Below are 26980 nucleotides of genomic sequence, written 5' to 3'. Positions count from 1 at the left end.
AATGGGGTTAAAAGAGAATGGTAACAAGAGAAAGTTCTGGGCATAAGCTATCGTAAAAACAGGAACAACTGGGGGTTAGCCTATGAACATTTCCCAAAAAAGGCAAACTGCTATAACAGCGACCCTCTTCTTTAGCGCCTTGGTTGTTGTCTCAAGTGTTTATACGATGATACCATTGGCACAAGCATTGATGGAGAGCTTTCAAATTAGCAGTACCCAAGCAGCAGGAGCTGCAAGTATTTTTTCTCTTTTTTATGCTGTAGGTTTTTTAGTGTTCGGTCCAATTGGAAGCCGTTATGGTTATAGACGCACGATGATGACAGGTTTGCTAATCCTTGGGTTGATCTCAGGAGCAAGCGGGTTAGCTAGGGATTACGAAGCATTGCTTTTTTTTAGAGCATTTCAAGGTTTTTTTGCCGCTTCTTTTGCTCCCAATGCATTGACCTACGTTTTCCAGATTTTCGCCGAATGGCAGCGTATTACCGCAATCAGCTTTATTAGTTTTGGTTATGTGACGGCAGGGATATTCGGTCAAGTCTTTGCAACGATGGTGGAACAATATTACGGGTGGCAAGCAATTTTTTTCTCGTTTGGCATTTTATATTTAGTTATCTGTATTACCATGCTACTAGTTTTTCCTAAAGAACAGGGGACAGACACTACCTTTCGCTTTAGGCAATATCCTCGTTCGGTTGGACGTCTCTTTAAAAGAAAAATTCTCCTATACTGCTATGCTGTGACAAGCGTACTGCTCCTATCATTTATCGGGATGTATACGATTCTAGGAGGACACTTGCAAAACGCGCCATATTATATGTCAGATCAACAGCTTTTATATTTACGGTCGGCAGGGTTTATTGGGATGCTTCTTTCATTTGGTTCGGGGTATTTTGTCAGGAAATTTGGTGCTGCGGGAACGCTAAGAGGTAGTCTTTCCATGAGTATAGTTGGATTGGTGGGAATTGGTCTCCTTTCTGGGCCAATTATGATCACTATCATGAGTATTCTTTTTGTTGCCGGTATATCACTAACGTTTCCAGTTATTATGCTCCTAATCGGAAAATGGGGAGGTATGGAGAGAGCGACTGCTTCATCCCTATATGCCTTTATTCTTTTTATTGGGGCGACACTTGGCCCGATGCTAGCTATGTTCTTTTTTCAGGAGTATGGCTTTACGGTTAGCTGCTTCATGCTGGCAGGTATCCTGTGTACTGGCTCGATTTTTTCATTATTGATTCGAGAAAAAGAAGAGGTCAGGACATGATGTACGTTTGTCCCAGCCTCCATGCAAAATATTATTAATTTTCGTGTTTCTCTTCGTATAATTTACAAACTTCCACGATGACATTTGAAGCCTTTTCCATATTCTCTACAGAAATATATTCAAACTTGCCGTGGAAATTTTCCCCACCAGTGAAGATGTTTGGAGTTGGTAATCCCATGTATGAAAGCTGGGAACCGTCAGTACCACCACGGACAGGCTGTATAATCGGGGTTATTCCCAAGTTAGTCATAGCGTCCTGTGCGATGTCTACAATTTCCATCACGGGTTCAATTTTTTCGCGCATGTTATAGTATTGGTCCTTTAACTCTAGTTTGACACTTGCTTCACCGTATTTCTCTTTAATCTCTTCCGTGAACTTAACAAATGTCTCTTTCTTAGATTCAAAGCTATCCCGATCAAAGTCACGAATAATGTAACTAACTTCCGTTTTTTCAACGTCACCGGAAACGGAAATTAAATGATAAAAACCTTCATATTTCTCCGTAAACTCTGGCGCTTCTTGCTCAGGGAACTTGTTAATAAACGAAGCGGCGATCTTCCCTGCATTAACCATTTTATCTTTCGCGGTACCTGGGTGCACGCTATTTCCGTAAAACGTGAGGTGTGCACCGGCCGCATTAAAGCTCTCATACTGTAATTCCCCAAGTGGACCACCATCAATGGTATACGCATAATCTGCATCGAATCGCTCTACATCAAATTTATGAGGCCCTCTCCCAATTTCTTCATCAGGTGTAAAGGCCACTCTAATCTTTCCGTGTTTTATTTCTGGATTCTCAATTAAATGGTGCATAGCCGTCATAATCTCAGCAATTCCTGCTTTGTTATCAGCTCCAAGTAATGTCGTTCCATCTGTCGTAATTAATGTATGTCCTTTATAGGCAGGAAGCTCTGGAAATTCCTCCGGCGTAAGTACAACATTCAACGCCTCATTTAATACTAAGCTTTTTCCGTCGAAATTTTCGACAAGCTGAGGGTTAACATTATTTCCTGTAAAATCTGTTGCAGTATCCAGGTGTGCTAGGAATCCAATTGTTGGAATATCTTTATCCGTGTTAGCGGGCAACGTTGCCATTACATAGGCATTATCATCAACCGTTACATCCATCATGCCAATTTCTCTTAATTCTTTTACTAGGAGGTTGGCTAATTCGAATTGTCCTTGAGTAGAAGGGGTTGCTTCATTTTGTTCATTAGACTGTGTATCCATTTTGGCATAGGTAATAAAGCGATCTATCAATGCTTTCTTCAATGTATTCATCCCCTGTTCTAAAATTTAGATATGTTGCTAGTATACCGTATCATGGATTATCTGAACATTGAAAGAACTGCGGGCCAAACTTTCTTATTTTAGGAAACTGTTTATCTGGAGTTGGTTTCCATACATAGTTGCGTTAAAATTATTCTTAATCAGTTAACAGATTGCTATAAAATAATGACCCAATGGAGGGGTATGGATGACCTATATTATTAGTATATCTAGATTGAAGAATCGCTTGGAAAACAATAGAGACAATACAGTTATTGTGGACGTGCGCTTTCAATTGACAGATTCAGAAGCTGGTAGAAAGCAATATATAAAGGATCATATTCCTGGGGCTGTGTATCTGGACCTGGAAAAAGACCTTTCCAGCAAGGCCGAAAAGCATGGTGGAAAGCATCCACTTCCTGATATGACTACTTTTGCGAGGAAATTAGGGAATATTGGAATTGATCATGATACAACGGTTGTAATCTATGACCAGGCAAATGAAATGTTCGCAGCTAGACTATGGTGGCTCTTGCACTGCCTAGGGCATGAGAAGGCTTATGTGCTGGATGGCGGCTATGAAGAATGGCTTAGACAAGGAAATCCAGTAACAGACCAGATGCCTGTATTAGAATCTAAACAATTTAGACCAATCTTACGTGATGAGCAGACTGCTACCATAGATGAAGTAAAAGAAAAACTAGAAAATGATACTGCAATTGTGATTGATTCCAGAGAAAGAGAGAGATACTTGGGTAATATGGAGCCCCTTTATCATAAAGCTGGACACATACCTGGCGCCAAAAATTATTTTTGGAAGGACGTACTAAATAAAAAGGGAAATTGGAAAAAGGATGAGGCATTAACAGAACATTTTTCAGCCATTCCCAAAGATAAGGAAGTTATTGTCTCTTGTGGTTCAGGCATTTCAGCATGCCCAAATATACTTGCATTGAAAATGGCAGGCTATGAAAATGTAAAACTCTATCCAGGTAGCTTTAGTGACTGGATTTCTTACGAAGAAAATAAAATTGAGACGAAGGAAGAGTAAAGATGGATAGAGAACGTTGTGAATGGGTCACAGAAGATCCACTTTATGTTGCATATCATGATGAAGAATGGGGAGTACCAGTAGAAGATGATAGAAAACTGTTTGAAATGCTCTGCCTGGAAGGTGCGCAGGCTGGTTTAAGCTGGATTACCATTTTAAGAAGAAGAGGGAATTACAGAAAGGCATTTGATAATTTTCAACCAGAAGTAGTAAGCGAATATGACGAGAAGAAGATTGAACAATTGCTTTCTGATGAGGGAATAATTCGTAACAAGTTGAAAGTTCGTTCTGTTATAACGAATGCACAAGCCTTTTTACGGGTCAAAGAGGAATTTGGCAGCTTCCAATCTTATATCTGGCAGTTTGTCGGTGGAAAGCCAATTGTGAATCAATGGAGATCGATAGAAGAGGTTCCTGCTGTAACGGAAGAATCTGAGCGGATGAGCAAGGATTTAAAACGTCGTGGATTCAAGTTTGTTGGTCCAACAATTTGCTATGCTTTTATGCAGGCGACAGGGATGGTCTGGGATCATACAGAATCATGCTTTTTGGCTCGGAATTAAATGGGACGAAATTTGAAAACACTACGCGTGCTGCAAACAAGCATACGTAGTGTTTCTTTTATAAATATAATGTTGGCGCCCAAACTCCATTATCTTTATAGCTTAAAGATTTTTAGTTCCTTATTTAGTAGTTCGGCTAATTTGGCCAATTCATCTGCACTGTATGATACTTCCTCCATGGAACTGGAAGTTTGTTGTGCGGAAGCCGCAGCTTGTTCTACACCAGCAGCTGATTCCTCTGAGACGGAAGCAATTTCTTCAATAAGATTGTTCATCTCTTTACTGTTTTGGGAAATTTCCCGCAGGTTAGAAGAGATAAATGTAATTTTATTAGTCATTTCGGAAACGGATTGATTAATCGAGTTGAAATTTCTACCTGTTTCTTCAATTTGTTTCGTACCTTCTTGAACTTCCTTATATCCTGAGTTGAGGGAGCCAACTACTTCTGTTGTCTCAGATTGGATTTTTTGTACAATGGTTGTTATTTCTCCAACAGAGGAGGCTACTTGTTCAGAAAGCTTTCTTACTTCATCTGCAACTACCGCAAAACCTCTTCCATGCTCCCCAGCTCTTGCAGCTTCAATTGCTGCATTTAATGAAAGAAGGTTTGTCTGATCAGCGATGTCTTTAATTACGAGTACAAGCTTAGATATCTCATTGGATTGTTTATCAAGACCTTGAACTTTATCAACTGAAGTAGAAACAATCGTATCAATCTGCTTCATTTGTGCAACGGACTTATTCATTAGGGCAGTTCCTTCATTCGTTAATTCCAGTACAGTAGTGGAATTTTGTGCAGCCTCTTGTCCATTTTGCTCTGAGAGTTCTACTTTTTGTACAAAATCATTCATGCTTTCAGATAGGTCAGAAGCACTATTTGCCTGGGTTTCTGCACCAGTAGATAACTCTTCCATCGTTGTCGCAATCTGTGTATTTCCTTCGCTAACTTCCTTAGAGGATATTGTCAGTACTTCACTTCTTGATGAAACGGAATTGGAAGCATCCGCTACTTTTAGTAATATACTGTGAATGTTCCCCTTCATTTTATTTACCGCTGAGGCTAACTGGCCAATTTCGTCTGTACCATTGTAATCCATATCAGGGGTCTGGAGATTTCCATTTGCTACTTCGGAGGTTACGCCAACAATCTTTTTTAGGTTTTTGGTAATGATCCTGCTGATAATAATCATTAAAGGGATGCCAATTATTGCTGCAAGAATAGTGGCAATGGCTAGGGTGATGGTGCTCCCTTTAATACTCGATTCAGCGTTTTGTACTGAATTATTTTGATCTTCATTAATAAGTGTAACTAATTCATTTACATGATCAATGGTTTCTGTTCTTAATCGGGAGGTAAAGTCACGCAGCGAATTTGCTATTAGCGATTGATCATTCTCTACGGCTGGAACAATCTGTTCGGTAAATGCATCATCATTGGATTCATTCTTTTTGATAATCTCATCGAAATTACTGCGTTGTTCGTCAGTCACCATGGTTGGTTTGAGTTTATCGGCTAATGCTAAAAACTCTTCCTGATATTGAATAAATTGATCTTTATATTTATCGCTTTCAGTTAGCAAATAATCGGCTATTTGGACATCCTTAGCTTGGATAAGGTAAGCCATATCCGCCATATCATTTACTCGTGAACTGCTTTCTTTAATTTCTATAATATCTTCCTGCCCTTTAGTCAATAGAAAAAATACCACACAAGCTGACGCTACAAATAAAAGCAATGTTAAAAAGAAAACAGTTATATATTTACGACCGATACTAACATTACGCCAAGCAAATCTTTTAAGAAGCTTGGAACGTGTAATTTTCCTTTCTTTATTCTCTTTTATTTTCTTCGGTTTCGTTGCTTTTCTAAACTTCACGATTTTGCCCCCAATTTTTAGAAAAAAACATTTATTTTTTATATCGGCTAACTTTTCTAAGTCTTAAGTACTATTACAAATTTTTAGAAAAATAATTTTCAGATAGTTGCATTTGGCGTTGTTTATCCTGTAAAATAGCAAATTGTGTGTTTAAGACATAAATAATAAGTAAGGTGATATAGATGATCTACTCAGCTTTTTTAGAAAAGGAAAAAGACAAAGAAGAACTAAAGGAAGAATTGGATTCCTTGGAAATACAGTTACACCGGATGCAGAGTAATATGAAGGAAATTGCCAAAAAATCAGAGATTATTAGCATAGATCAGGCAAATGAAGCACAGTGGGTTATTATTTATGCTGACAAAGGAAGAAAGCATTGCCAGGTCATGTTGCACGAATGTACAAAACCTTATCGGGGAGATTGGGATTCTGCAATTCAGGCAGAATATCGTAGTGATTCGACCCTTCACATTGCGGATATTAAGGGAGTTAAAAATAAAGGTTTTGGTTCGGTCCTTATGAAGCATTTAAAAGAAATAGCAAGAGAAGAAAACATGCAATACATTACAGGTGATATTGTTGAGAGAGATTTTGATCATGTTAATAGACTAAAGCACTTTTATAGCAAACATCACTTTGATGTGAAAATAAATCATCAAGATTTTTCCGGAGAAATTATCTGGAATGAGAGGTAGTAACCAAACAACTGCCATAGCATAACTTGACGCTATAGGGTTTTATCGAGTAAGATTTAATCAGAATGAAAAAAGGAGGTGGGTTAGATGAATCGTACTGGAAGCATTTCTAAATTCAGAGAGTATCTTTGGATTTGTTATGCGCTTTTTTCCATCATTTTTATCCAAGGGACACGTATGCCCTTTTTGGAAGTAAAATAATGGAAAAAACCAGTAAGAGACATCTACCTGCTACGGATAAATTGGACGACAGGGAGCGGTTGCTCTTTGTCGTCCTTTTTTTACACGTTTGAAGAGTATAAAATTTGAGCTAAAGAAGCAATGGCGATGTAGTAAAAGTTTTAAAGTCCCAAGTATAAGAAAAACGTACACTTTCGCTAAAAGATGAGCGAATGCGAGTTTTTCTAATAGGCACATTATATCCAGGTGAAAGATGTCTCTTCTATAGGAGGCAAAACAAATGATTTTATGTAGTTTACGAAATGTTACCCAAATAATTGGTGCAAACACCATCTTTCAAGATATTAATATGGAAATAAAGCAAGACGAGCGAATTGGACTTATCGGAAGAAATGGCGAAGGGAAAACGAGTTTATTAAATCTAATTTCCAAGGAATCTGACCCAGCAAGCGGTGTTATTTCTTGGAAAAAGGGACTGCGGACAGGGCTTTTAAAGCAAATCGCTGTCACAGAAGAAGAGAAGCAAGTGCAGGCGTTGTTGTATGACGTATTTGAAGACTTAAACAAGATAAGAGAGAAAATGACAGAATTAGAGCAACGCATGGCAGAGGAAAAGGATCCTGCCAAACTGGAACGTCATATGGAGAGCTATGGCACGTTATTAGATAAATTCCAGCAAGATGGCGGATACGAAATGGATGCACAGGTTCGGCAAGTTCTAAATGGATTGCAAATGACTGAACTGGAAAATAAGAAGTGGCATCAGCTAAGTGGTGGAGAGAAGACCAAAGTTGGCTTGGCGCAATTATTATTAAAAGCCCCTGATCTTCTTTTACTTGATGAACCAACAAATCATCTAGATTTTCTGGCAATAGAATGGCTGACTTCTTTTATTAAGCATTATGAAGGTACTGTGATAATTGTCTCTCATGATCGTTATTTTCTTGATGAAACCGTCACTTCAATTTTGGAAATGGATCAAGGAGAGCTGATTAAATATCATACGAATTATACGGATTACGTAAAAGAAAGAGAAGCAAGACTGCTGCGTGAGTTTCAACAATACGAAGACCAGCAGAAAAAGATTAGAAAAATGAAGGAAACGATTAAACGGCTTAAAGAGTGGGCGAATCAGGCAAACCCGCCTAATGATGGGCTACACAGGCGAGCCAAAAGTATGCAAAAAGCCTTGGACCGACTGACAGTGGTAAAACGTCCCGTATTGGATCAGAAGAAGATTAATCTTGATTTCGAAATGGAGAGCCGCAGTGGGAAAGAAGTACTAAAGCTTGATAGCGTATCAAAGCGTTTCGGAAACCAATGTTTATATGAAGAGCTTTCCATGTTAGTCCGTTTCCAGGAGAGGATCGCCCTAATTGGAGAAAATGGAACGGGGAAGAGCACATTGTTACACCTCATGCTTGGAACGGAGTATGCGGATCAAGGCATGGTCAAACAGGGAAGTAACCTTTCTATTGGCTACCTTTCCCAGCACATGCTTGAGATGGGTGCAAATCTAACTGTTTTAGATGAGTTTCGGGAGCATGTTGCAGTTACGGAAGGAGAAGCAAGAGGAATCTTGGCGAGTTTCCTTTTTTATGGTCCGAATGTTTTTAAAAAGGTAAGGCAGCTTAGTGGTGGCGAAAAAATGAGGCTTCGTTTGGCAGAGCTTGTTTATCAAAAACATAACCTGCTTCTATTGGATGAACCGACCAACCATTTAGATATTGAATCAAAAGAAGTACTAGAAGAAGCGTTAGAGCATTTTGAGGGAACGATTATAACCGTCTCTCATGATCGCTATTTTCTTGATCGCTTATTTCCGGTGACTTATCTTCTTGCAGATCAAAGGCTTACGCGATTTGAAGGCAACTATACGTTTGCAAGAGGAAAATGGTTAGAAAAAAAGGATTTATAACGTAAATAGGGGGGCTTGTCAGTTTACTGGCGGGTCTTCTTTTTTTATCTGTTTGCAATATTTATATGTCTTATGTAATATATATTTAACATAAGAAATTTATATCTAACAAAGAGGGATCTCCATGGTAAATAAAATAAAATTAGCGAGAATGGAAAAGGGTTGGACCCAGGAGCAGCTAGCAAGCAGGGTGAAGGCGACAAGGCAGACTATAGGCTTAATAGAAAAGGGCGAATACAATCCAAGCCTTAAGCTATGTATCTCCATTTGTAAAGAACTTGGGATGACATTGGATGAACTATTTTGGGAGGGAGAGTAATATGCGTTCCTTTTTAAATTTTTTATTACCGGATGATGAATACAAACGGACTCGTATTCTTTATTTTCTTGCAGAGAGTGCCGTTATTTTGGCTATCGGGGCGTTTATATTTGAAGCGCTAGAACTTTTTTGGTTTGGTATAGGAGAAATTGATCTAGCTTTTACCCTTATAGTGGTTTATGCTTTTATAATTTTCTATACATACTTGCGCTACATTCTTTCTGGTATTGAATTCACTTCTGTTTATAACAAAAAGCAATATAAGAGAGAACGGCAGCTAAGGGTTAAAACAGCATTCGCTTCAGGCGTTGTATTTTTCTTGGTGAATTTTTTTCTTAAAGGCATTTCAACTAATTTGGAAGAATGGCTGGATATAGTTGGACCTTCCGTTTTATTTATCGTGTTCTTTATTCTATTTGACTTTATTTCTCTCAAGCGCTCTTTTAAAAAGAATAAAGAATTAACGGATGATTAGGTTTTGGCTTCAAGCATAAGAATACGTGTTTTCTAAACAGTATGATAAAATAGGGACATTTCAATGGAAGGGATGTTGAACAATGCAGTATGTAACTTTGAATAATGGATTAAAAATGCCTCAGCTTGGATTTGGCGTTTGGCAGGTACCTGATGAGGAAGCAACCCCTGCTGTAGAAAAAGCAATTGAAGTTGGCTACCGCTCTATTGATACCGCGAAGGTGTATGCAAATGAAAATGGTGTGGGAAGTGCCATTGCAAACCAAGATGTCCCACGCGAAGATTTGTTTATTACCACAAAGGTCTGGAACAGTGACCAAGGCTATGAAAATACGTTAAAGGCATTTGATGCAAGTCTGGAAAGATTAGGACTAGATTATGTGGATCTTTATTTGATCCATTGGCCAACACCGAAATTTGACGAGTATGTGGAAACATATAAAGCACTAGAAAAACTGTACAAGGATGGTCGAGTAAAAGCTATTGGGGTGTGTAATTTCAATATCGATCATTTGCAACGTCTGTTGGATGAATGTGAGGTAGTACCTGTCATTAACCAGGTTGAATGCCATCCTTACTTACAACAAGCTGAGTTGAAAGACTTCTGTGACAAGCACAATATTTATCTAGAAGCATGGAGCCCATTAATGCAAGGTGGCGAAGTATTAAAAGATAAAGTTGTAACAGATATTGCTGAAAAACACAGCAAAACCCCAGCACAAGTTATTTTACGCTGGCATTTACAATATAACAATGTTGTAATTCCTAAATCTGTTACACCATCTCGAATTGAAGAAAACTTTAATGTATTTGATTTCGAGTTGAGTGCGGAAGATATGGAAAATATCAAAGGGCTGGACCGCAACGAAAGAAAAGGTGCAGAACCAAGTGAAATGAATAAACGTTAATACAAACATAAGAAGAACCAGATGCAGCATATCTGGTTCTTTTTTTTATGTTAGCAGGATTTTTTGCTGTAAAGGCGAAATAATAAGATGTGAGATATTTTTTCACACTAACATTAAAAATCGATAAGATGTAACGAGGCGTTTTATCCATTTTGGAAGGAGTGATGGTTTATGAGTGCAAATAAAATGAAGAAAGAGTTCAAAGCCAATAACTACAAAATGGAGGAACGTTCAAGTTAAATAGATTGTTCCTCTCTAAAACAGGAGGAAATGGATTGACGAATTTAGAGAAAATGGGATGGACCCAACCTATAGAAAAAGAAGAACACGACAAACTTGCTAGAGTGGTAACCGTTCAAAAGAACAGCTATCGCCTTTCGGACGGCGATATGGAATTTTTGGCACAGGTGAGCGGGAAGTATTTGCATACTGCCACTGGGACACTTGATTTTCCGGCGGTTGGTGACTGGGTGGTAGTAGAGAAGCTCCATGATGAAGAAAAGGCAGTGATAAAAGAGCTTCTTCCTAGAAAGAGTCAGTTTATACGGCAAGCAGCTGGCGAGCGGACGGAGGCTCAATTAGTAGCAGCTAACGTGGATACTGTATTTATAGTTAATGCGCTTGATCATGATTTTAATAGCAGACGGCTCGAACGCTATATACTATCTACCTATGAAAGTGGTGCTACCCCTGTAATTATTTTCACCAAAAAGGATTCGTGTACGGTGGAGAGACTTCAAGAGGTTATTTCCTCTACAGAAGAAATCGCGATAGGTGTTCCCGTCATTTCTGTTAGCGGAAAAACAGGAGAAGGGCTGGATCAATTACTGTCTTATCTCCCATCAGGCAAAACCGGAGCATTGCTAGGTTCGTCAGGGGTAGGAAAATCGACATTAATTAATACACTTTTAGGAAAAGAAATACAGGAAACAAGAGGTATTAGGGAAGACGATAGTAAGGGACGGCACACCACAACCCATAGGGAGATGTTTCGTTTGCCAAATGGAGCACTCTTAATTGACACTCCTGGTATGAGAGAATTGCAACTATGGGAAGGCGAAGGAGCAATGGGCGCCACGTTTCAGGACGTGGAAGCACTGGAGGAAGCGTGCCGTTTCAAGGATTGCCGTCATGACACCGAACCTGGATGTCGGGTGAAAGAAGCAATGGATAATGGAGAATTATCTATGGACCGATTTCAAAGCTATCTTAAACTGCAGCGAGAGCTGGCATATGAAAAAAGAAAGCAAAACCAAAAGGCTTTGATGGAAGAAAAGAATAAATGGAAGCAGATTAGTAAAGATCAAAAAAAGAAATATCGAGCAAGATAAACAAACCCTCTTACAGTTCCAGCGCTGTAAGAGGGTTTGCTAACTTCATGAAAAATGAAAGACACGTTTGACCAAATCTTCATATTCCTTAAAGTAAGTTGGAATATCTTTTTGCTCCAGGCCAACATACATTGCTTCACAAATGGACTCGTTGTACCATTTTTGTCTGTCTACGCCAGCGTTGAAGTTTCTCCACGCGGCTTCTGGACCTAACTGGTTAATATCTTGTTCTTGCCCTAGTAAGTTATCCAATTTATCAGCCACAATCAAATATTTTACTTCCTTTGACCCGCTTCGAATGGTATCGATTGTATGCTGTTTTCTTTCCTCCCAAGATTTAGACTTATCCTCGGTATGGGCTGCAACAAGTTCGGCTACTTTGCTCCCAAAGTGATTTTCCATGTCCTGTATCTCGTAAGGTGTATCTTCAACAACATCATGCAAATATGCTGCGCAAATAAGCTCCTCGCTGCATCCTTCTTTCTCTAATCGTTCTGCTACTCTAATCGGGTGTGTTACATATGGGGCATTGGAGTTTTTTCTTGTTTGTCCCTTGTGTGCCATTTCGGCAAATTTTTTTGCTCTTTCTCTCAATATTGTCGCCTCCTTTATACATAGGTTAGTATGCCGTCTATTTCGTTTATCGTTATTGTATAGGTTTGTTCCCAAACTGTGCAATAATAAATCGGCCAGTAGGTCTTCTCTTTCATTTCGGAATAGAAACAAGTAAACTGGTTCTATAATAAAAATTATTGGTTTAGTTCTAGTTAAGGAGGCCATACATAGTGGAAGAAGGTATAAATAGAAGAAAAACAGAACACATCCGTCTTTGTTTGGATGATAATGTGGAGGGGGTTAATAAATCAACAGGGCTAGAAGGAATATCCTTTATACATAATGCCCTTCCTGAAATAAACTTTGCAGATATAGACTTGCAGACTTCCTTTCTAAATAAAGCGCTTAAGGCGCCATTTTTGGTGAGTTCGATGACAGGTGGGAGTGAACTGGCCGCAAAAATTAATCAAAATCTTGCTATTGCTGCAGAAGAGAAAGGCTGGGCGGTAGCATTAGGCTCGACGAGAGCGCTACTTGAGAGTGATGCCCATAAGGAGTCATTCTTAATTAGGAAGCAGGCGCCTACTGTACCGCTTATTGCAAATCTAGGTGCGGTTCAATTGAATTATGGCTATGGAGCAGATGAAGCAGAACGTATTGTAGAGCTAACAGAAGCCGATTCCTTGGTGCTACATTTGAACAGTTTACAGGAAGCAGTTCAAGATGGCGGTGATTTGAATTTCGAAAACCTCCTGCCTAAGATTGAAGCTGTTTGCAAGCAACTCCCTGTACCGGTTGGTGCCAAGGAAGTTGGCTTTGGCATTGATGGCAAAGTGGCAGAAAAACTTTATAATGCTGGAATATCCTTTATTGATGTAGCAGGAGCTGGTGGGACATCCTGGAGCCAAGTGGAAAAACTACGCTCAGAAGATCCATTAAAGAAAGCAGCTGCAGAAGCATTTAATAATTGGGGATTACCTACGAAGGATTGTATTGTATCTGTCAAAAGTAGTGATGCAGCAGTTCCTGTCGTGGCAAGCGGTGGAATGAAGACGGGAGTCGATGCAGCGAAGGCTATTACGCTAGGCGCAGATGTAATCGGCTTTGCCAGACAGCTACTACAAGCAGCTACCGAGTCTGCAGAATCTGTTATTCGAACGATGGATCAAATTGAACTAGAGTTAAAAATGACGATGTTTGGGATTGGAACAAAATCCTTAAATGAATTAAAAAACACCGATCGCGTCATGGTGATGGGGAAATCATTACTAAATAAGACAGCCGGGGAATAATCCTCAGCTGTTTTTCTATTTGGATAGCTTCTCGATGAGAGCCACAGGAGCAATATGTTTTGCTGTGTGGTGATGATGAGCAAAAAGCGGAGGAAATCAGAGAGGAAAGTTCATCATCGTGGTGATGACGATTAAAAAGCGGAAGAAATCAGGTTGGAAAGCCCATCATGGTGGTGATGACGATCAAAAAGCAGAAGGAATCAGGTTGGAAAGTTCATCATCGTGGTGATGATGATCAAAGTGCAGAATAAATTGGAGAGAAAAGTCCATCATAGCGGCGATGACGAGCGATAGGTAGATCTGATCTATGTTTTTCTTAACCTAGCAACAAAAAGATATGGAATCCATACGATAGCAATGATAATTATAGAGGCGCCGAGAATCCCCGTGGTTATTTCCTCTGCAATAGTACCGTATTATTCTGCGAACATAGAATGTATAAGGCAAATAATAAAACTCTCTACCAGAACCTTGGCATAAGGGACTTTCTAAAATGTGCTCTTTGAAAGTGGAAGTATAAGTAGGCGGAGATGATTAACAATATAAGACCTGGAAGCACACCATCATCCGAAATAATGTAAGACTCCCCCAAATAGATAGAGATATAACTGCCGATAATTAGTAAGGGGTACACACGGGTTGAAGAAGAAATGTTGCTGGGCTGGATGAGGTTTATCAAACAAATAAAGGGAAAGTCGAAAATGATCATTTAGTGGCATATGTCGGTTCAATTTGAGGATGAAGACGGCGATTTTGAAGTCAAAATTTATGGTGGGAACTACGATAATTCAGAGGAGTTTTCAGGAAACGTAACAATTCTTATTTATGGCGAAGATGGTTCGCTGCTGAAAGAAGAGACGTATGAAGGGATTTCTTTAGAGCCTGGGGATAGAATTGAACTTGATGAATACTTTACAACAAATGAAGCACCAGCTAGATTTCAGTATGCTTTTGAATGATAGGTTTTGGATACGTTAGGGAAAGGGTATGATACTTAAAAAGCAACTAGGAGGAAAAATAGATGCCCTGGACCATGAATGATTACCCGTCTTCAATGAAAAACTTGCCAGACATAACAAAGAAGAAGGCAATAGATATTGCCAATTCCATGCTTGACGAAGGATATGAGGAAGGAAGAGCTATTCCGATAGCCATCGAGCAGGCAAAAGAGTGGCGAGATAACGCAAGTAAAAAAGAAGTTGAAGAATATGAGGAGAGCGGTAAGCCAACAAAACGATCTGAAGAGGGAAAGCGATATGATAATAACCCGAAGCGTTTAGAAGAGGGTGAACATGTTTTATCCCACGAAGATGGGTGGGCTGTTTCATCAAGTAACGCGAAGAAACCAAGCGATGTATTCGATAACAAAGAGGATGCCATTAAGCGTGGGCGTGAAATCGCTAAAAATAAAGGAACATCTTTAACCATTCATAAAGAGAATGGAGACGTACAAGAAAAACAAAACTATACAAATGAGTCGTAATCACTTCCCTTAGGAAGTGATTATTTTTTTACTCCTTACCAAATACTAAGGGAAATGGCGAAGGAGGAATATCGTGGAACAGAACGAAAGACCAAAAGAACACCATAAATTTATCCCTATGACTTCCATTACAAGTGGTGGGGGTATTCAGGTAAAAGAAGATGTATATTATTATACAGACCAAATAGTTAATATTGGGTTTATTGGGCATCCGAATAGTGATACGTGGGTGTTAGTAGATGCTGGCTTACCAAATGCAGCACCGGAGATTAAATCAGTGGTCGTAGACAGATTTGGACGAAACAGTAAGCCTGCAGCAATAATCCTGACGCACGCTCATTTTGATCATGTAGGAGGCTTGTATGACCTTATACAGGAATGGGATGTCCCTGTTTATGCCCATGAATTAGAACTACCATATCTTCAGGGTGAAAAAGATTACCCAGAACCGGATACAAACGTGGAAGGTGGAATGCTCGCAAAAATGTCCTTTCTATACCCACATGAGGGTATTGATTTAAGTGCATATGTAGAGCCTTTACCATCAGATCAGCGGGTGCCTTTTCTAGATGACTGGAAATGGTTTCATACTCCGGGCCATTCCCCTGGCCATGTATCCTTTTACCGGGAAAGTGATGGGCTATTATTTTCTGGAGATGCCGTGATTACAGTGAGGCAAGATTCTCTTCATAAGGTTCTCCTACAACAGTCAGAGGTAAATGGTCCACCGAGGTACTTGACGACAGATTGGCAGGCAGCATGGGAGTCTGCGCGTATCTTAGCAGACCTTAAGCCAAGCGTTATGATCTCCGGACATGGTTCGGCTATGGAAGGTGAAAAGCTTACAAAAGGGATGGAAAGACTTGTCCGTGAATTTAAAAAAGTGGCTGTTCCTGACTTTGGTAAATATGTGGACAAAGGAAAACTTCATTAGATAGCTTTATTTCAAGACATTCTGACTTCTGTAAAACAAGCACAATACTTCAATTGAAATAGGAAGCTATGCTACAATATTTACAGAAATGAGGTGGAATAAATGCAAATTGAAATTTGGTCAGACTTTGTATGTCCATTTTGTTATATAGGAAAACGTAGATTGGAAAAAGCACTAGAAGCATTTCCTCATAAAGAAGAAGTAAGTGTAATATACAAAAGCTATGAGCTTGATCCCAATGCAGAAGTAAACCCTGATAAAACGATTCATGAGCTACTTGCCGGAAAGTATAATATGCCGGTAGAAAGAGCGAAGCAAATGAATGAAGATATGGGGAAACAAGCAAAGGAATTAGGACTACAATATAACTTTGATGAAATGAAGCATACAAATACGTTCGATGCACATCGTGTTGCTAAATATGCAGCAGAACAAGGCAAGGGTAAAGAAATGACTGAACGACTACTATATGCCTATTTCACAGAATCTAAGTTAATCAGCGATCACACGACGCTAATTGACCTAGCATCAAAAATTGGGCTTGATGAAGATGAGGTAACGACCTTACTGAAAGTAGATGATTATGCCATTCATGTCCGGGCAGATGAAGAGCAGGCTCGTCAAATAGGAGTAGAAGGAGTTCCTTTCTTCGTATTTAATGAAAAGTATGCTGTTTCTGGTGCTCAGCCACCTGAGGTCTTCACAGAAGTCCTTGAAACAGTTTGGCAAGAAGAAAAAGAGAAGCCGGTACTAACATCATTAAATCCCAAACAGTCCAAAACGACGTACTGTACGGATGAGGGTTGTGAAACGGAATAATAAAATATGAAAGTCTAAGTCTGTGGAGGTTCTCCACAGACTTTTTTTGTACGTTCGAAATGCATGAAATTTTACCCAGGAAGCAGAGACATTGTAGATGAAATTTAGAAAACCATGTATTTAAAAACGTACACATCCGCTAGAAGGCGAGAGAATGCAAGCTTTTTTACTATCGTATCCAAGAAGAATTAACTAGGAAAAAAGACAGAAATATGGAAAACCTCTCGCAATATATTGACGGGGTCTTATAATCTGTTATAATAAAAAACAGGCTAATTGATAATGAATATCATTATTGATGAATGATAGGGGAACAAGAAATACGGCATTAGACATAGAAAGAGAAGGTCATTATGAAAATACGTTATTACATCCTGATCCTTGGTGTGCTCTCCATAACCTCTGTGTTTATCGGAGTATCGAATGTAACACCATTGGATTTATTCCATTTAACACCAGAGCAGGCTAACATACTTTTAGTCAGTCGACTACCAAGATTAATTAGTATTCTCATTGCGGGAATGAGCATGAGTATATGCGGGTTAATCATGCAACAACTCAGCAGAAATAAATTTGTTTCCCCAACAACAGCGGGTACGTTGGATTCTGCACGGCTAGGCGTCCTTGTGTCGATGATGGTATTTGCATCAGCAAGCCCATTACAAAAAATGCTAGTATCTTTTGTTTTTGCACTCTTGGGCACGTTTATATTTATGAAAATATTGGAGAAAATCAAGTTCAAGGATACGATTTTCATTCCTTTAGTAGGTCTTATGTTTGGGAATATTATCAGTTCCGCATCAACATTTTTCGCCTACCGTCATGATCTTATTCAGAATATGTCCAGTTGGATGCAAGGTGACTTTTCGATGATAATGTCAGGGAATTATGAATTGATGTTTATTAGTATCCCTATCTTGATAATGGCTTTCTTATATGCGAATAAGTTTACCATTGCTGGAATGGGAGAAGACTTCTCTCGTAACCTTGGCCTAAACTATCGTCAGGTTGTCAATTTGGGTTTAGTAATCGTAGCTCTTGTAACGGCATCAGTCGTATTGTCAGTCGGGCTTATTCCATTTCTTGGATTGATTGTTCCGAATATTGTTACCATTTATCAGGGCGATCATCTTAAGAAAAGCCTGGTACATACTGCATTGCTTGGAGCGATATTTGTTTTAATGTGTGACATTATTGGCAGAATCATTATCTATCCATATGAAATTCCAATTAGCCTGACTGTTGGTGTTATTGGCAGTGCGATCTTTATTTACATGCTGCTAAGGAGAAGAAAATATGGGCTATAAAAAGAAAACAATCATACTTGCCGTTATCGCATTGGCTCTTGCATGTTTGTATATTTTTTACAATCTGACTGGAAATATAGGCTATATTTTACCTAGAAGGATCATTAAAGTAGTAACGATAATTATGACAGGCGGGGCTATTGCGTTCGCGACCACCCTTTTTATGACTGTTACCAATAATCGTATTCTAACACCTAGTGTGCTGGGGCTTGACTCTCTGTATATGCTGATTCAAACCATTATTATTTTTGTTCTTGGCTCGAGATCACTTGTGATGTTAAGTGGTGAGGTTAACTACCTCGTTTCAATAGGGATGATGGTAATATTTTCACTTATTCTATATCGATGGCTATTTAAGAGTGAGGGGAGCAATATTTACTTTCTATTGCTAATCGGGATGATTCTCGGAACCTTTTTTGGTAGTTTAACATCGTTTATGCAAGTACTTATTGACCCAAATGAATTTTCGTTAGTGCAGGACAGGATGTTTGCCAGTATTAATAACGTAAATACAGACCTTGTCTATTTATCAATTGTAATCCTGGTGCTGGTCGCACTCTACTTTGCCAGATTTTATAAGTATTTGGATGTTCTGGCACTTGGTAAGGATGACGCTATTAATCTTGGGGTACCTTACAACTATGTAGTAAAGCGGCTGTTAATCATTGTTGCGATACTGATTTCTGTCGCAACAGCACTTATTGGACCAATTACGTTCCTCGGCCTACTTGTTGTCAATGTCGCATATGAATTCTTAAAAACATATCGACACTTTTACATTATTATCGGCTCTATGTTAATCAGTATTATTGCACTTCTTGGTGGGCAGTTCCTTGTAGAAAAAGTGTTTGTATTTGAGACGACTATAAGTGTCATCATTAACTTTATTGGTGGAATTTACTTCATCTATCTTTTGTTAAAGGAGAATAAATCATGGTAACTATCAAAAATGTCTTCAAGTCATATAACGAGAAAAAAGTAATCGAAGATGTCTCTTTACATATCGAAAAAGGAAAAATCACTTCCTTTATCGGTCCAAATGGTGCTGGAAAGAGTACGCTTATTTCCATGATCAGTCGCTTGATTACAAGAGATAATGGGGATATAACCATTGATGGGAAAGACATACTCAAATCAAAAAACAATGAGCTAGCCAAAAAGATCTCGATTTTAAAACAGTCAAATGGCATAAATTTAAAATTGACAGTGCGAGAACTCGTTTCCTTTGGGCGCTTTCCATATTCGCAAGGAAAGCTAACGAAGGAAGATTGGATAAAAGTGGAAGAAGCAATTGACTACATGGAGTTGCGGGAAATGCAACATAAGTTCCTAGATGAGCTTAGTGGAGGCCAAAGGCAACGTGCCCATATTGCCATGGTAATTGCACAGGATACAGAATATATTCTGCTTGATGAACCACTAAATAATTTGGATATGCGACATTCTGTACAGATCATGAAAACATTGCGTCGCCTAGTAGACGAATGGGGAAAGACGATTGTAATCGTGATACACGATATCAATTTTGCCTCCTGTTACTCGGATAATATTGTGGCATTAAAGGATGGAAAGATTGCTAAAACAGGCCGCACATGTGATGTGATTGATGAGTGTGTACTTAAAGAAATATATGATATGGACATTGATATTAAAAATATTGATGACCGCAGAATATGTGTCTATTTTTAAATGACTTCAGCACTGTTTGATGAAAAGAAAAAAACCCTTATAAAGGCAAACTGCACGGGAATGCAATGCCAATATAAAGGAATCAACGTACTTGTATTTTATATGAAACAGAGAAACTGGTAAATATATATGCTTACAAATTATAGGCCAGGGAATGAAGCCTGGATTAAAAACCAAATATCGAGGAGAATTTAATATGAAGAAGTTTACGATTATGTTTGTAATGGGACTTTTAGCGCTTGTTATGGCAGCTTGTGGAAATGACGCTAGTGGTGAAGGAAGTAATGGAGAGGAAGCGAGTTCTGAGAAGATCACGATTTCCCATGAATATGGAGATACTGAGGTTGTGAAGAATCCGGAGAAGGTTGTCGTATTTGACTTTGGAATTCTAGATACCCTTGATAAGCTAGACGTTGATGTAGCGGGTGTTGCACAAGGAAACATTCCTTCCTATCTTGAAAAGTATAATGGGGATGAATACGAAAATATCGGAAGTTTAAAAGAGCCAGATTTCGAGAAAATTTCCGAAATCAATCCAGATGTAATTTTAATTTCAGGACGTCAAGCAGCAGTATATGACCAGCTTGAAGAGATTGCTCCTACAATCTATTTAGGTGTAGATACAACGAATTACATGGAATCATTTAAAGATAACATGAATAAGGTTGGAGAACTGTTTGACAAACAGGAACAAGTTGAGGAAGAGCTTGCAGCAATTGATAATTCCATTGCTGGAATAAATGAAAAGGCTTCTACAGCTGATGAGGAGGCGCTAATTATTTTGGCTAATGATGACAAGATCAGTGCATACGGTCAAAATTCTCGTTTTGGTATTATTCATGACGTATTTGGTGTGCCAGCAGTAGACGAGAGTATTGAAGCTTCTACACATGGTCAGAATGTTTCCTTTGAATATGTTGTGGAGCAAGACCCAGACCGATTGTATGTAGTCGACAGAGGAGCAGCAATCGGAGGAGATTCAGCTGCTAAGCAATTAGTAGAGAATGATCTTGTTAAAGGAACCAAAGCATATGAGAATGATAATATCGTTTATTTGGACCCTGATTACTGGTATCTATCTGGAGGCGGACTTGTGTCTGTGTCCGAAATGGTAAAACAAATCGAGTCCAGCTTAGAATAAAACTTTAATTAAGAGCTTGTAGAGAAACCGTGTGTTTTTCTGCAAGCTTTTTTGTATTAAGACCATATTGATGTTTGTCGATATAACGATTGTTGGGAACTTAGGTTCTATAATGTGTTTAATTTAATAAATTTGGTGAGGACAGTAAGAACAACTGATATACTTATAAAAAATGCGGAATATTTTTAAAATAGGGAGTTGGAGGTATAAGTATGAAGATCAAAAGAATAGACCATGTAGGTGTAATCGTAAATGATCTCTCTGCTGCTAAAGAATTTTTCCTAGATTTTGGGCTTGAAATGTTAGGGGAAGGAGAAGTAGAAGGTAAGTGGGTAGAACAAATTATAGGGCTTAGTGACGTGAGAGAGACGGTTGTAATGTTAGGGTTGCCGGATAGTCAGGCAACGTTGGAACTGGTTAAATTTCATACACCGACAGATGAAAAAGGTATTCAGCAATCTTTTGCAAATACCTTAGGGATCAGGCATATTGCATTTGCTGTTGAAGATATAGAAGCTGTAGTAGCCAATTTACAGAAGAAAGGTACAGAACTTTTCGGTGAGATACAAAACTACGAAAATACTTATAAGTTATGCTATGTTCGTGGCCCAGAAGGAATTATTTTAGAATTGGCGGAGAAAATAGGGTAAATATTAGGTTTTAAAGGTAGGATCACATAGAAGTGCACCCTCTCATGGTAACTGTTGCAGCGGGCCAGTGGAAACGTTAAAGTGATTACTCTCCGTTTATAGTTTGTTTAGCGCTTTCTAAAGTATCTAAAGGAGTGCATTAATGAGTTGTCGCAAAATGTGGCAGAATGAAGGGAAAGGCGGTTCAGATTGTTACCGAAATGTTACGTTTGTTTGAAAACCCTGTCAAAACAGCTTTTTCAAGGGTTATCGCCTTTCCTGGCACTTGATAAGTGGTAGAAAAGTATGTTTGAATGAAGGAACAACATAATGAAATGAGGGATTAGTTGATGAAGAAGTTGATTTTGTTAGGCTTTGCACTAACTTTAGCTATAGTATTGGCGGCTTGTAATGATGATTCATCAGAAGAGTCCGAGGAAAATGCACAAGAAGATAATGCACAAACGGAAGAAAGTGCAGCAGGGGAAAATGAACAGGCACAGCAATCAGCGGAGATAACAGAAGAAGAAAAACTTGATCCTGAGAAAGCAGTAGTTTCTGTGAATGGTACGGAGGTAATGGGAGATAGCTATAATTCAGTATATAGCATGTTGAAAACCCAAATGGCTGGAAGTGGACAAGATGTATCGGATACGGAAGTAGTCAAAGAACAGGCCGTTAATGTTCTAATCGAACAACAATTGATTCGTCAAGAAGCTGAAACGCTAGGTTTAGAGGTGACAGATGAGGAAGTGCAAACCGAATTTGACACTATTAAGGAAGAGAATGGCGAACAATTAACAGCAGTTCTTGATCAGTTTCAGTTGTCCGAAGATGATTTTAAAAGACAGCTTGCTGATGACTTGATTACCAATAAATACGTGGAATCTGAGTTAGATATTAAGGTAACAGATGAAGAAGTTGAAGAATATTACAACAAGTTGAAAGAACAAAGTGGTGATCAGGAAGTTGGTAAATTGGAAGATTTAGAGCCGACTATTAAAAATCAGATAACACAGCAAAAAACTGCAACTGAGCTACAGAGTAAAGTAGCTGAACTAAAAGAAGATGCAGAAGTAGAGACGTTAATCTAAATAGCGATAGCTCTTTTCTTATAATGAAAGGAACCTTGAAGTATTCATTATAAGAAAGAAGCGAGATAAAAATTGATTAAAAGAAATGCCGAATAATTACATCAAAGCCTTTAGGCTAGTAATTATTCGGCATTTTTGTATCATTTGTAGTGTGAGCTTGGCAATTAATGAAGTATTCCTGTAGCGCTGTTTAGGCGTCCCTAAGTTGCCTCTTTTATCCCGGTGCAACCGTCCGTAAGACTCCCCCTTCAAAACATGAAGTGAAACCGTGATGTTTAAGTGGGGGTAAACGGACGCTAACACCCCGATTCGTTCAACTAACAATCAGTGGGGGAAGAATGAAAACCCCCACTGATTGAAGTTTCACTTTATAATTTGGTCTAACTGATGGAAAAGCTGCTGCATCTCTTCATCCGTTCCAATTGTGATTCGTACGTAATTTTTAATGCGTGGCTTGTTGAAATACCGAATTAGGATGCCAGATTCCTTAAGTCTCTCGTAGAGTTCTTCTGCAGGAACTGTTTCATGTGTAGTGAATATAAAGTTTGTCTGAGATGGCAGAACGGTAAACCCCCGTTGAGTCATTGCACTAATCGTCCATTCTCTTGTGGTTTTAACTTTCTCTGTCATGTCAGCATAGTAATCGGTCGCTTGAAATGCCGCCTCCGCTCCCGCGATAGCAAGTCGATCCAAGGTATAAGAATTAAAAGAATCCTTTATCCGCGTAAGACCTGAAATCAAATCCTCATTTCCTAGTGCATATCCCACTCGTAGGCCGGCAAGCGACTTTGACTTAGACATGGTTTGAATAACCAGGATATTTTCGTAATCTTGAACAATCCTAACTGCAGATTCACTGGCAAAATCGATGTACGCTTCATCAATAATCACGACTTGGTTCGGGTTTTGCGCAGCAATTTCTTCAATAAAGTCCAACTCCAGATAAATACTCGTCGGTGCGTTTGGGTTCGGAAAAATGACACCACCTTGTGATTGGAAAAAAGCTTCCTTAGGTATAGTAAAATCTTTTTGTAAGGGTACTGTCTCAAATGGAATATTAAACAGGCGTGCATAGACAGGATAAAAGCTATAGGAAATATCCGGGAATCGGATTGTTTTATCTTGATCAAAAAAGGCCATAAAGGAAAATGCAAGTACTTCATCTGATCCATTGCCCACAAAAACTTGTTCTTTCTTTAGACCATGTAAGTCTGCAATTCGCTTTTTCAACTGGTCCGCAGTAGGAGATGGATATAATTTGAGACTGTTTGCGGCTTCCTTTTCAATTGCCCTTACCACGGCAGGGGAAGGGGGATAGGGATTTTCATTTGTATTCAGTTTAATAATCCCTGGCTGATTTAACTGTTCTCCAGGTACATATGGCTCACAGCGCAGGGCGGTTTTGCTCCAAAATTTACTCATTTTGTTTGCCAGCCTTATTGATATGCCGTTTCATTAGCTCTTTTTTTATATCTGATACAGAAACATCAAGCAGCTCCATTAGAACCAGTGTATGGTAGGTTAAGTCTGCTATCTCCCAGGTAACCTCCTGTTTATCCGTGTTTTTAGCCCCAATGATAACTTCACTGGCTTCTTCGCCTATTTTCTTTAATATCTTATCAATTCCCTCATTAAACAGATAGGTTGTATATGCCCCCTCTACGGGATTATTACGACGTTCCTTAATGTTACTAGTCAGCATCGGGATAATCTCACTTACAACTTCTTCTTTTTCGTAGAGTGTATTGTGAAAACACGTTTCTTCTCCAGTATGACAGGCAGGTCCAACCGGCGTTACGTGGAGCAATAAGGCGTCTGCATCACAATCAAATTTGATTTTCTTAACTTTTTGCTTGTTCCCTGAGGTTTCGCCTTTATTCCAAAGGGATTGGCGCTTCCTACTGTAAAACCATGTTTCACCAGTTTGGATGGTTTTCCTAACGGCCTCTTCATTCATATAGGCCAATGTAAGTACCTTAGCACTCTCGGCATCTTGTACGATGGCAGGAATTAAGCCACTTTTATCAAAGGAAAGTTTTTCTATCTCTACCTCCATGATTGTTCACTCCTAACGTTGATTGCTTTCTTCTGTAAATACTGTTTTAATTTTGGAATTGGGATCTCATTATAGTGAAATACAGAGGCGGCAAGGGCTGCGTCTGCATATCCTTCTTGGAGTACATCAGAGAAATGCTCTAATTTCCCAGCACCTCCACTTGCTACGATTGGAATATTCACAGCTTCTGCAAGCTTCTTAATTAGATCAAGTTGATAGCCGTTTTTCTCTCCATCTGTATCAATCGCGTTTATCACAATTTCCCCAGCGCCTAGATCTTCACCGCGCTTTGCCCATTCGATTGCATCTAAGCCTGTATTGGTGCGGCCACCTTTGGTAAACACCATCCATTTATTATCTGCTGTTTGCTTTGCATCAATGGATAGTACGATGCATTGAGACCCGAATTTCAAGGCAGATTGTTGAATAAGTTGCGGATTCACTACAGCCGAACTATTAAGAGAAACCTTATCGGCGCCCGAGCGAAGGATTTTGTGAATATCTTCAACTGTCCTTAACCCACCACCAACTGTAAAGGGAATCGCGATCTCCGCTGCTACTTTTTCTACGATGTCAGCAAGGATGTCTCGTTCTTCATTGGAGGCGGTTATATCATAAAATACGAGTTCATCTGCGCCGGCTTGATTATATCGTTGTGCAAGTTCTACTGGATCAGCTACATCCTGTATGTTTTGAAACTTTTTTCCCTTTACTACCCGTCCTTTATCTACATCCAAACAAGGGATTATCCTTTTAGCGAGCATTTGACTCATCCTTTACGATATCTTCAAAAGATAGTGTGCCGTCATACAAGGCCTTTCCAATTATAGCTCCATATAGTTCCAGGTTTTTTAGCTGTTGAATATCTTCTTTCGTTGTGACTCCGCCTGAAGCAATTACGTTCAGGTTTGTTGCCTGATTCATGGCTTCAAGTTCTTCCAGGTTAGGGCCTTGGAGCATCCCATCTTTTAAAATGTCTGTGTATACAATGGTTTCGACGCCGATTTCTTCAAGCTCTTTAACCAAGTCAATGGCACGAATGGTGCTTGTTTCGGTCCAACCATTTGTCGCAACAAACCCGTTACGGGCATCAAGCGATACTGCTATTCGACCCTTGTACAGCTCTACTGCCTTCTGGAGAAATGGACGATCTGCAATTGCTGCAGTTCCGATAATTACTCTTTCCACACCTGCTTCAACATACCTTTTTATTGTTTCCAGTGAGCGGATACCACCACCGACTTGTACAGGAATGGGACTTATAGAAGCAATCTCTTCGATGAGCGATTGGTTTGCAGATATGCCTGATTTCGCTCCATCTAAATCAACGATATGGATAAAGTCCGCACCTTGCTTTTCCCATTGACGAGCAACGTTTAGTGGGGAATCACTATATATTTTTTGTTGATTGTAATCTCCTTGTGTAAGTCGTACACACTTTCCATCCTTGATATCTATAGCTGGAAATAAAATCATCTGATCATCTCCCCGAAGTTTTTTAATAGCTGTAAACCAACCACACCACTTTTTTCTGGGTGGAACTGCATCCCTGTTATGTTTTTATCCTGAACGACTGCAGGAATTGTCCCTCCGTACGAGGTACTTGCGACCAAAGATTGGTTCTCATAATCCGTGACAGCATAAGAATGGACAAAATAGGCATATGCTTCTGGGTTAATACTCCGCAAAATAGCGTTGTTCCCATGCTGGTCTAATGTGTTCCAGCCAATATGAGGAACTTTTACATCTCCCGTTATTCGTGACACAGCACCTTTGAGCAGGCCAAGCCCTTCCCACCTTCCGTCTTCATAGCTCGTTTCATAGAATAATTGCATGCCTAGACAAATGCCGAGTAAAGGCTTTCCGTTTGCAGCCTCTTCCTTTAATACTTTTGCTAATCTTAGACTTCTAATGGCTTCCATCGCGTCATTAAAGGCACCAACTCCTGGGAGAATGATAGCTTTACTTTCCTGGACTACGTTAGGTTCTGTAGTAACGACAGAGGAGAGGCCCACTTTATCTAATGCGAATTGCAGACTTTTTATATTGCCTGCACCATAATCAATTATCGCAATCATTACTTTTCGCTCCTTCTGTAATAGCGTTGTGCACGTTCTATACCATGTAATTT

General features: G+C 39.2%; 29 protein-coding genes. 21 read left to right on the top strand and 8 right to left on the bottom strand.

Going from position 1 to position 26980, the window contains the following annotated elements; genetic code table 11:
* Window positions 1-82: 82 nt before the first annotated feature.
* Entirely contained in the window at window positions 83-1264 is a 1182-nt protein-coding gene (locus AC6CHS_RS17665; protein WP_498238046.1) for an MFS transporter, read from the top strand.
* Window positions 1265-1298: 34 nt separating this feature from the next.
* On the opposite strand, the gene pepT is transcribed toward AC6CHS_RS17665, so the two are convergent.
* Entirely contained in the window at window positions 1299-2537 is a 1239-nt protein-coding gene (pepT, locus tag AC6CHS_RS17660; protein WP_498238045.1) for a peptidase T, read from the bottom strand.
* Window positions 2538-2742: 205 nt separating this feature from the next.
* On the opposite strand from pepT, the gene AC6CHS_RS17655 reads away from it, so the two are divergent.
* Complete coding sequence (locus tag AC6CHS_RS17655) at window positions 2743-3585, top strand: sulfurtransferase (protein ID WP_498238044.1); 843 nt, start codon at window positions 2743-2745, stop codon at window positions 3583-3585.
* Window positions 3586-3587: 2 nt separating this feature from the next.
* On the top strand, window positions 3588-4148 hold the full coding sequence (locus AC6CHS_RS17650; protein ID WP_498238043.1) for a DNA-3-methyladenine glycosylase I: 561 nt from the start codon (window positions 3588-3590) through the stop codon (window positions 4146-4148).
* 95 nt (window positions 4149-4243) lie between these two features.
* On the opposite strand, the gene AC6CHS_RS17645 is transcribed toward AC6CHS_RS17650, so the two are convergent.
* On the bottom strand, window positions 4244-6025 hold the full coding sequence (locus AC6CHS_RS17645; RefSeq protein WP_498238042.1) for a methyl-accepting chemotaxis protein: 1782 nt from the start codon (window positions 6023-6025) through the stop codon (window positions 4244-4246).
* Between the two features lie 182 nt (window positions 6026-6207).
* Here AC6CHS_RS17645 and AC6CHS_RS17640 point away from each other — a divergent pair, with 182 nt between their 5' ends.
* The 7 genes from AC6CHS_RS17640 to rsgA all read left to right on the top strand — a co-directional run bounded on the left by AC6CHS_RS17640 (window position 6208) and on the right by rsgA (window position 11850).
* Window positions 6208-6720, top strand: a complete 513-nt coding sequence (locus AC6CHS_RS17640; RefSeq protein WP_498238041.1) for a hypothetical protein — start codon at window positions 6208-6210, stop codon at window positions 6718-6720.
* An 87-nt stretch (window positions 6721-6807) separates the two neighbouring features.
* Window positions 6808-6921 (top strand): RAxF-45 family protein, encoded by a 114-nt coding sequence (locus tag AC6CHS_RS17635; RefSeq protein WP_498238040.1) that lies wholly within the window; start codon window positions 6808-6810, stop codon window positions 6919-6921.
* Window positions 6922-7180: 259 nt separating this feature from the next.
* On the top strand, window positions 7181-8818 hold the full coding sequence (gene abc-f, locus AC6CHS_RS17630) for a ribosomal protection-like ABC-F family protein (protein WP_498238039.1): 1638 nt from the start codon (window positions 7181-7183) through the stop codon (window positions 8816-8818).
* A 124-nt stretch (window positions 8819-8942) separates the two neighbouring features.
* Entirely contained in the window at window positions 8943-9137 is a 195-nt protein-coding gene (locus AC6CHS_RS17625; RefSeq protein WP_498238038.1) for a helix-turn-helix transcriptional regulator, read from the top strand.
* A gap of 1 nt (window position 9138) precedes the next feature.
* Complete coding sequence (locus tag AC6CHS_RS17620) at window positions 9139-9612, top strand: hypothetical protein (RefSeq protein ID WP_498238037.1); 474 nt, start codon at window positions 9139-9141, stop codon at window positions 9610-9612.
* A gap of 82 nt (window positions 9613-9694) precedes the next feature.
* On the top strand, window positions 9695-10519 hold the full coding sequence (locus tag AC6CHS_RS17615; protein WP_498238036.1) for an aldo/keto reductase: 825 nt from the start codon (window positions 9695-9697) through the stop codon (window positions 10517-10519).
* A 293-nt stretch (window positions 10520-10812) separates the two neighbouring features.
* Complete coding sequence (gene rsgA / locus AC6CHS_RS17610; protein ID WP_498238242.1) at window positions 10813-11850, top strand: ribosome small subunit-dependent GTPase A; 1038 nt, start codon at window positions 10813-10815, stop codon at window positions 11848-11850.
* Window positions 11851-11895: 45 nt separating this feature from the next.
* Here the strand turns inward: rsgA and AC6CHS_RS17605 are convergent, their stop codons facing one another.
* Window positions 11896-12444: an HD domain-containing protein gene (locus tag AC6CHS_RS17605; protein ID WP_498238035.1), complete on the bottom strand. Its 549-nt coding sequence runs from the start codon at window positions 12442-12444 to the stop codon at window positions 11896-11898.
* Window positions 12445-12635: 191 nt separating this feature from the next.
* Here AC6CHS_RS17605 and fni point away from each other — a divergent pair, with 191 nt between their 5' ends.
* The 11 genes from fni (at window position 12636) to AC6CHS_RS17550 (ending at window position 22793) form a co-directional block, all read left to right on the top strand.
* Window positions 12636-13697 carry a type 2 isopentenyl-diphosphate Delta-isomerase gene (gene fni / locus AC6CHS_RS17600; RefSeq protein WP_498238034.1) on the top strand — a complete coding sequence of 354 codons (1062 nt, stop codon included), beginning with the start codon at window positions 12636-12638 and terminating at the stop codon, window positions 13695-13697.
* Window positions 13698-14416: 719 nt separating this feature from the next.
* The gene (locus tag AC6CHS_RS17595; protein WP_498238033.1) at window positions 14417-14656 is read left to right on the top strand and encodes a hypothetical protein; all 240 of its coding nucleotides are present in this window, start codon (window positions 14417-14419) and stop codon (window positions 14654-14656) included.
* Between the two features lie 62 nt (window positions 14657-14718).
* Window positions 14719-15180, top strand: coding sequence for a DUF2188 domain-containing protein (locus AC6CHS_RS17590; protein WP_498238032.1), 462 nt, complete (start codon window positions 14719-14721; stop codon window positions 15178-15180).
* 118 nt (window positions 15181-15298) lie between these two features.
* Window positions 15299-16114, top strand: coding sequence for an MBL fold metallo-hydrolase (locus AC6CHS_RS17585; RefSeq protein WP_498238241.1), 816 nt, complete (start codon window positions 15299-15301; stop codon window positions 16112-16114).
* A gap of 102 nt (window positions 16115-16216) precedes the next feature.
* A complete protein-coding gene (locus tag AC6CHS_RS17580; protein WP_498238031.1) occupies window positions 16217-16933 on the top strand; it encodes a DsbA family oxidoreductase in 717 nt (238 codons plus the stop codon).
* Between the two features lie 353 nt (window positions 16934-17286).
* Window positions 17287-18240: an ABC transporter permease gene (locus tag AC6CHS_RS17575; protein ID WP_498238030.1), complete on the top strand. Its 954-nt coding sequence runs from the start codon at window positions 17287-17289 to the stop codon at window positions 18238-18240.
* Window positions 18230-19180: an iron chelate uptake ABC transporter family permease subunit gene (locus AC6CHS_RS17570; RefSeq protein ID WP_498238029.1), complete on the top strand. Its 951-nt coding sequence runs from the start codon at window positions 18230-18232 to the stop codon at window positions 19178-19180. The genes AC6CHS_RS17575 and AC6CHS_RS17570 overlap by 11 nt, the downstream gene beginning before the upstream one ends.
* Entirely contained in the window at window positions 19174-19929 is a 756-nt protein-coding gene (locus AC6CHS_RS17565; protein WP_036577084.1) for an iron ABC transporter ATP-binding protein, read from the top strand. Before AC6CHS_RS17570 ends, AC6CHS_RS17565 begins: the two co-directional genes overlap by 7 nt.
* A gap of 196 nt (window positions 19930-20125) precedes the next feature.
* The gene (locus AC6CHS_RS17560) at window positions 20126-21070 is read left to right on the top strand and encodes a siderophore ABC transporter substrate-binding protein (RefSeq protein ID WP_498238028.1); all 945 of its coding nucleotides are present in this window, start codon (window positions 20126-20128) and stop codon (window positions 21068-21070) included.
* Window positions 21071-21282: 212 nt separating this feature from the next.
* Window positions 21283-21720, top strand: coding sequence for a VOC family protein (locus AC6CHS_RS17555; RefSeq protein ID WP_498238027.1), 438 nt, complete (start codon window positions 21283-21285; stop codon window positions 21718-21720).
* Between the two features lie 329 nt (window positions 21721-22049).
* Window positions 22050-22793 carry a SurA N-terminal domain-containing protein gene (locus tag AC6CHS_RS17550; protein WP_498238026.1) on the top strand — a complete coding sequence of 248 codons (744 nt, stop codon included), beginning with the start codon at window positions 22050-22052 and terminating at the stop codon, window positions 22791-22793.
* A 363-nt stretch (window positions 22794-23156) separates the two neighbouring features.
* Here AC6CHS_RS17550 and hisC read toward each other — a convergent pair whose 3' ends face one another.
* From hisC to hisH, 5 genes are read right to left on the bottom strand one after another with little or no spacing between them, the layout of a single operon-like run.
* Window positions 23157-24215 (bottom strand): histidinol-phosphate transaminase, encoded by a 1059-nt coding sequence (gene hisC / locus AC6CHS_RS17545; RefSeq protein ID WP_498238025.1) that lies wholly within the window; start codon window positions 24213-24215, stop codon window positions 23157-23159.
* On the bottom strand, window positions 24208-24849 hold the full coding sequence (hisIE, locus tag AC6CHS_RS17540; protein ID WP_498238024.1) for a bifunctional phosphoribosyl-AMP cyclohydrolase/phosphoribosyl-ATP diphosphatase HisIE: 642 nt from the start codon (window positions 24847-24849) through the stop codon (window positions 24208-24210). The genes hisC and hisIE overlap by 8 nt, the downstream gene beginning before the upstream one ends.
* Entirely contained in the window at window positions 24840-25613 is a 774-nt protein-coding gene (gene hisF / locus AC6CHS_RS17535; RefSeq protein ID WP_498238023.1) for an imidazole glycerol phosphate synthase subunit HisF, read from the bottom strand. The genes hisIE and hisF overlap by 10 nt, the downstream gene beginning before the upstream one ends.
* Complete coding sequence (gene hisA, locus AC6CHS_RS17530; protein WP_498238022.1) at window positions 25603-26325, bottom strand: 1-(5-phosphoribosyl)-5-[(5-phosphoribosylamino)methylideneamino]imidazole-4-carboxamide isomerase; 723 nt, start codon at window positions 26323-26325, stop codon at window positions 25603-25605. Before hisA ends, hisF begins: the two co-directional genes overlap by 11 nt.
* Window positions 26322-26927: an imidazole glycerol phosphate synthase subunit HisH gene (gene hisH, locus AC6CHS_RS17525; protein ID WP_498238021.1), complete on the bottom strand. Its 606-nt coding sequence runs from the start codon at window positions 26925-26927 to the stop codon at window positions 26322-26324. Before hisH ends, hisA begins: the two co-directional genes overlap by 4 nt.
* Window positions 26928-26980: the final 53 nt, after the last annotated feature.

The organism is Oceanobacillus sp. GQ8 (genome assembly GCF_059758495.1).
Note: the sequence above shows the minus strand (reverse complement) of the source record. Positions and strands in the feature narration are given on the sequence as shown.

Coding starts and splice junctions, on each gene's coding strand:
- AC6CHS_RS17665 (WP_498238046.1), top strand. CDS start 83: ATGAACATTTCCCAAAAAAGGCAAACTGCTATAACAGCGACCCTCTTC.
- AC6CHS_RS17655 (WP_498238044.1), top strand. CDS start 2,743: ATGACCTATATTATTAGTATATCTAGATTGAAGAATCGCTTGGAAAAC.
- AC6CHS_RS17650 (WP_498238043.1), top strand. CDS start 3,588: ATGGATAGAGAACGTTGTGAATGGGTCACAGAAGATCCACTTTATGTT.
- AC6CHS_RS17640 (WP_498238041.1), top strand. CDS start 6,208: ATGATCTACTCAGCTTTTTTAGAAAAGGAAAAAGACAAAGAAGAACTA.
- AC6CHS_RS17635 (WP_498238040.1), top strand. CDS start 6,808: ATGAATCGTACTGGAAGCATTTCTAAATTCAGAGAGTATCTTTGGATT.
- abc-f (WP_498238039.1), top strand. CDS start 7,181: ATGATTTTATGTAGTTTACGAAATGTTACCCAAATAATTGGTGCAAAC.
- AC6CHS_RS17625 (WP_498238038.1), top strand. CDS start 8,943: ATGGTAAATAAAATAAAATTAGCGAGAATGGAAAAGGGTTGGACCCAG.
- AC6CHS_RS17620 (WP_498238037.1), top strand. CDS start 9,139: ATGCGTTCCTTTTTAAATTTTTTATTACCGGATGATGAATACAAACGG.
- AC6CHS_RS17615 (WP_498238036.1), top strand. CDS start 9,695: ATGCAGTATGTAACTTTGAATAATGGATTAAAAATGCCTCAGCTTGGA.
- rsgA (WP_498238242.1), top strand. CDS start 10,813: ATGGGATGGACCCAACCTATAGAAAAAGAAGAACACGACAAACTTGCT.
- AC6CHS_RS17595 (WP_498238033.1), top strand. CDS start 14,417: ATGTCGGTTCAATTTGAGGATGAAGACGGCGATTTTGAAGTCAAAATT.
- AC6CHS_RS17590 (WP_498238032.1), top strand. CDS start 14,719: ATGCCCTGGACCATGAATGATTACCCGTCTTCAATGAAAAACTTGCCA.
- AC6CHS_RS17585 (WP_498238241.1), top strand. CDS start 15,299: ATGACTTCCATTACAAGTGGTGGGGGTATTCAGGTAAAAGAAGATGTA.
- AC6CHS_RS17580 (WP_498238031.1), top strand. CDS start 16,217: ATGCAAATTGAAATTTGGTCAGACTTTGTATGTCCATTTTGTTATATA.
- AC6CHS_RS17575 (WP_498238030.1), top strand. CDS start 17,287: ATGAAAATACGTTATTACATCCTGATCCTTGGTGTGCTCTCCATAACC.
- AC6CHS_RS17570 (WP_498238029.1), top strand. CDS start 18,230: ATGGGCTATAAAAAGAAAACAATCATACTTGCCGTTATCGCATTGGCT.
- AC6CHS_RS17565 (WP_036577084.1), top strand. CDS start 19,174: ATGGTAACTATCAAAAATGTCTTCAAGTCATATAACGAGAAAAAAGTA.
- AC6CHS_RS17560 (WP_498238028.1), top strand. CDS start 20,126: ATGAAGAAGTTTACGATTATGTTTGTAATGGGACTTTTAGCGCTTGTT.
- AC6CHS_RS17555 (WP_498238027.1), top strand. CDS start 21,283: ATGAAGATCAAAAGAATAGACCATGTAGGTGTAATCGTAAATGATCTC.
- AC6CHS_RS17550 (WP_498238026.1), top strand. CDS start 22,050: ATGAAGAAGTTGATTTTGTTAGGCTTTGCACTAACTTTAGCTATAGTA.
- hisC (WP_498238025.1), bottom strand. CDS start 24,215: ATGAGTAAATTTTGGAGCAAAACCGCCCTGCGCTGTGAGCCATATGTA.
- hisIE (WP_498238024.1), bottom strand. CDS start 24,849: ATGGAGGTAGAGATAGAAAAACTTTCCTTTGATAAAAGTGGCTTAATT.
- hisF (WP_498238023.1), bottom strand. CDS start 25,613: ATGCTCGCTAAAAGGATAATCCCTTGTTTGGATGTAGATAAAGGACGG.
- hisA (WP_498238022.1), bottom strand. CDS start 26,325: ATGATTTTATTTCCAGCTATAGATATCAAGGATGGAAAGTGTGTACGA.
- hisH (WP_498238021.1), bottom strand. CDS start 26,927: ATGATTGCGATAATTGATTATGGTGCAGGCAATATAAAAAGTCTGCAA.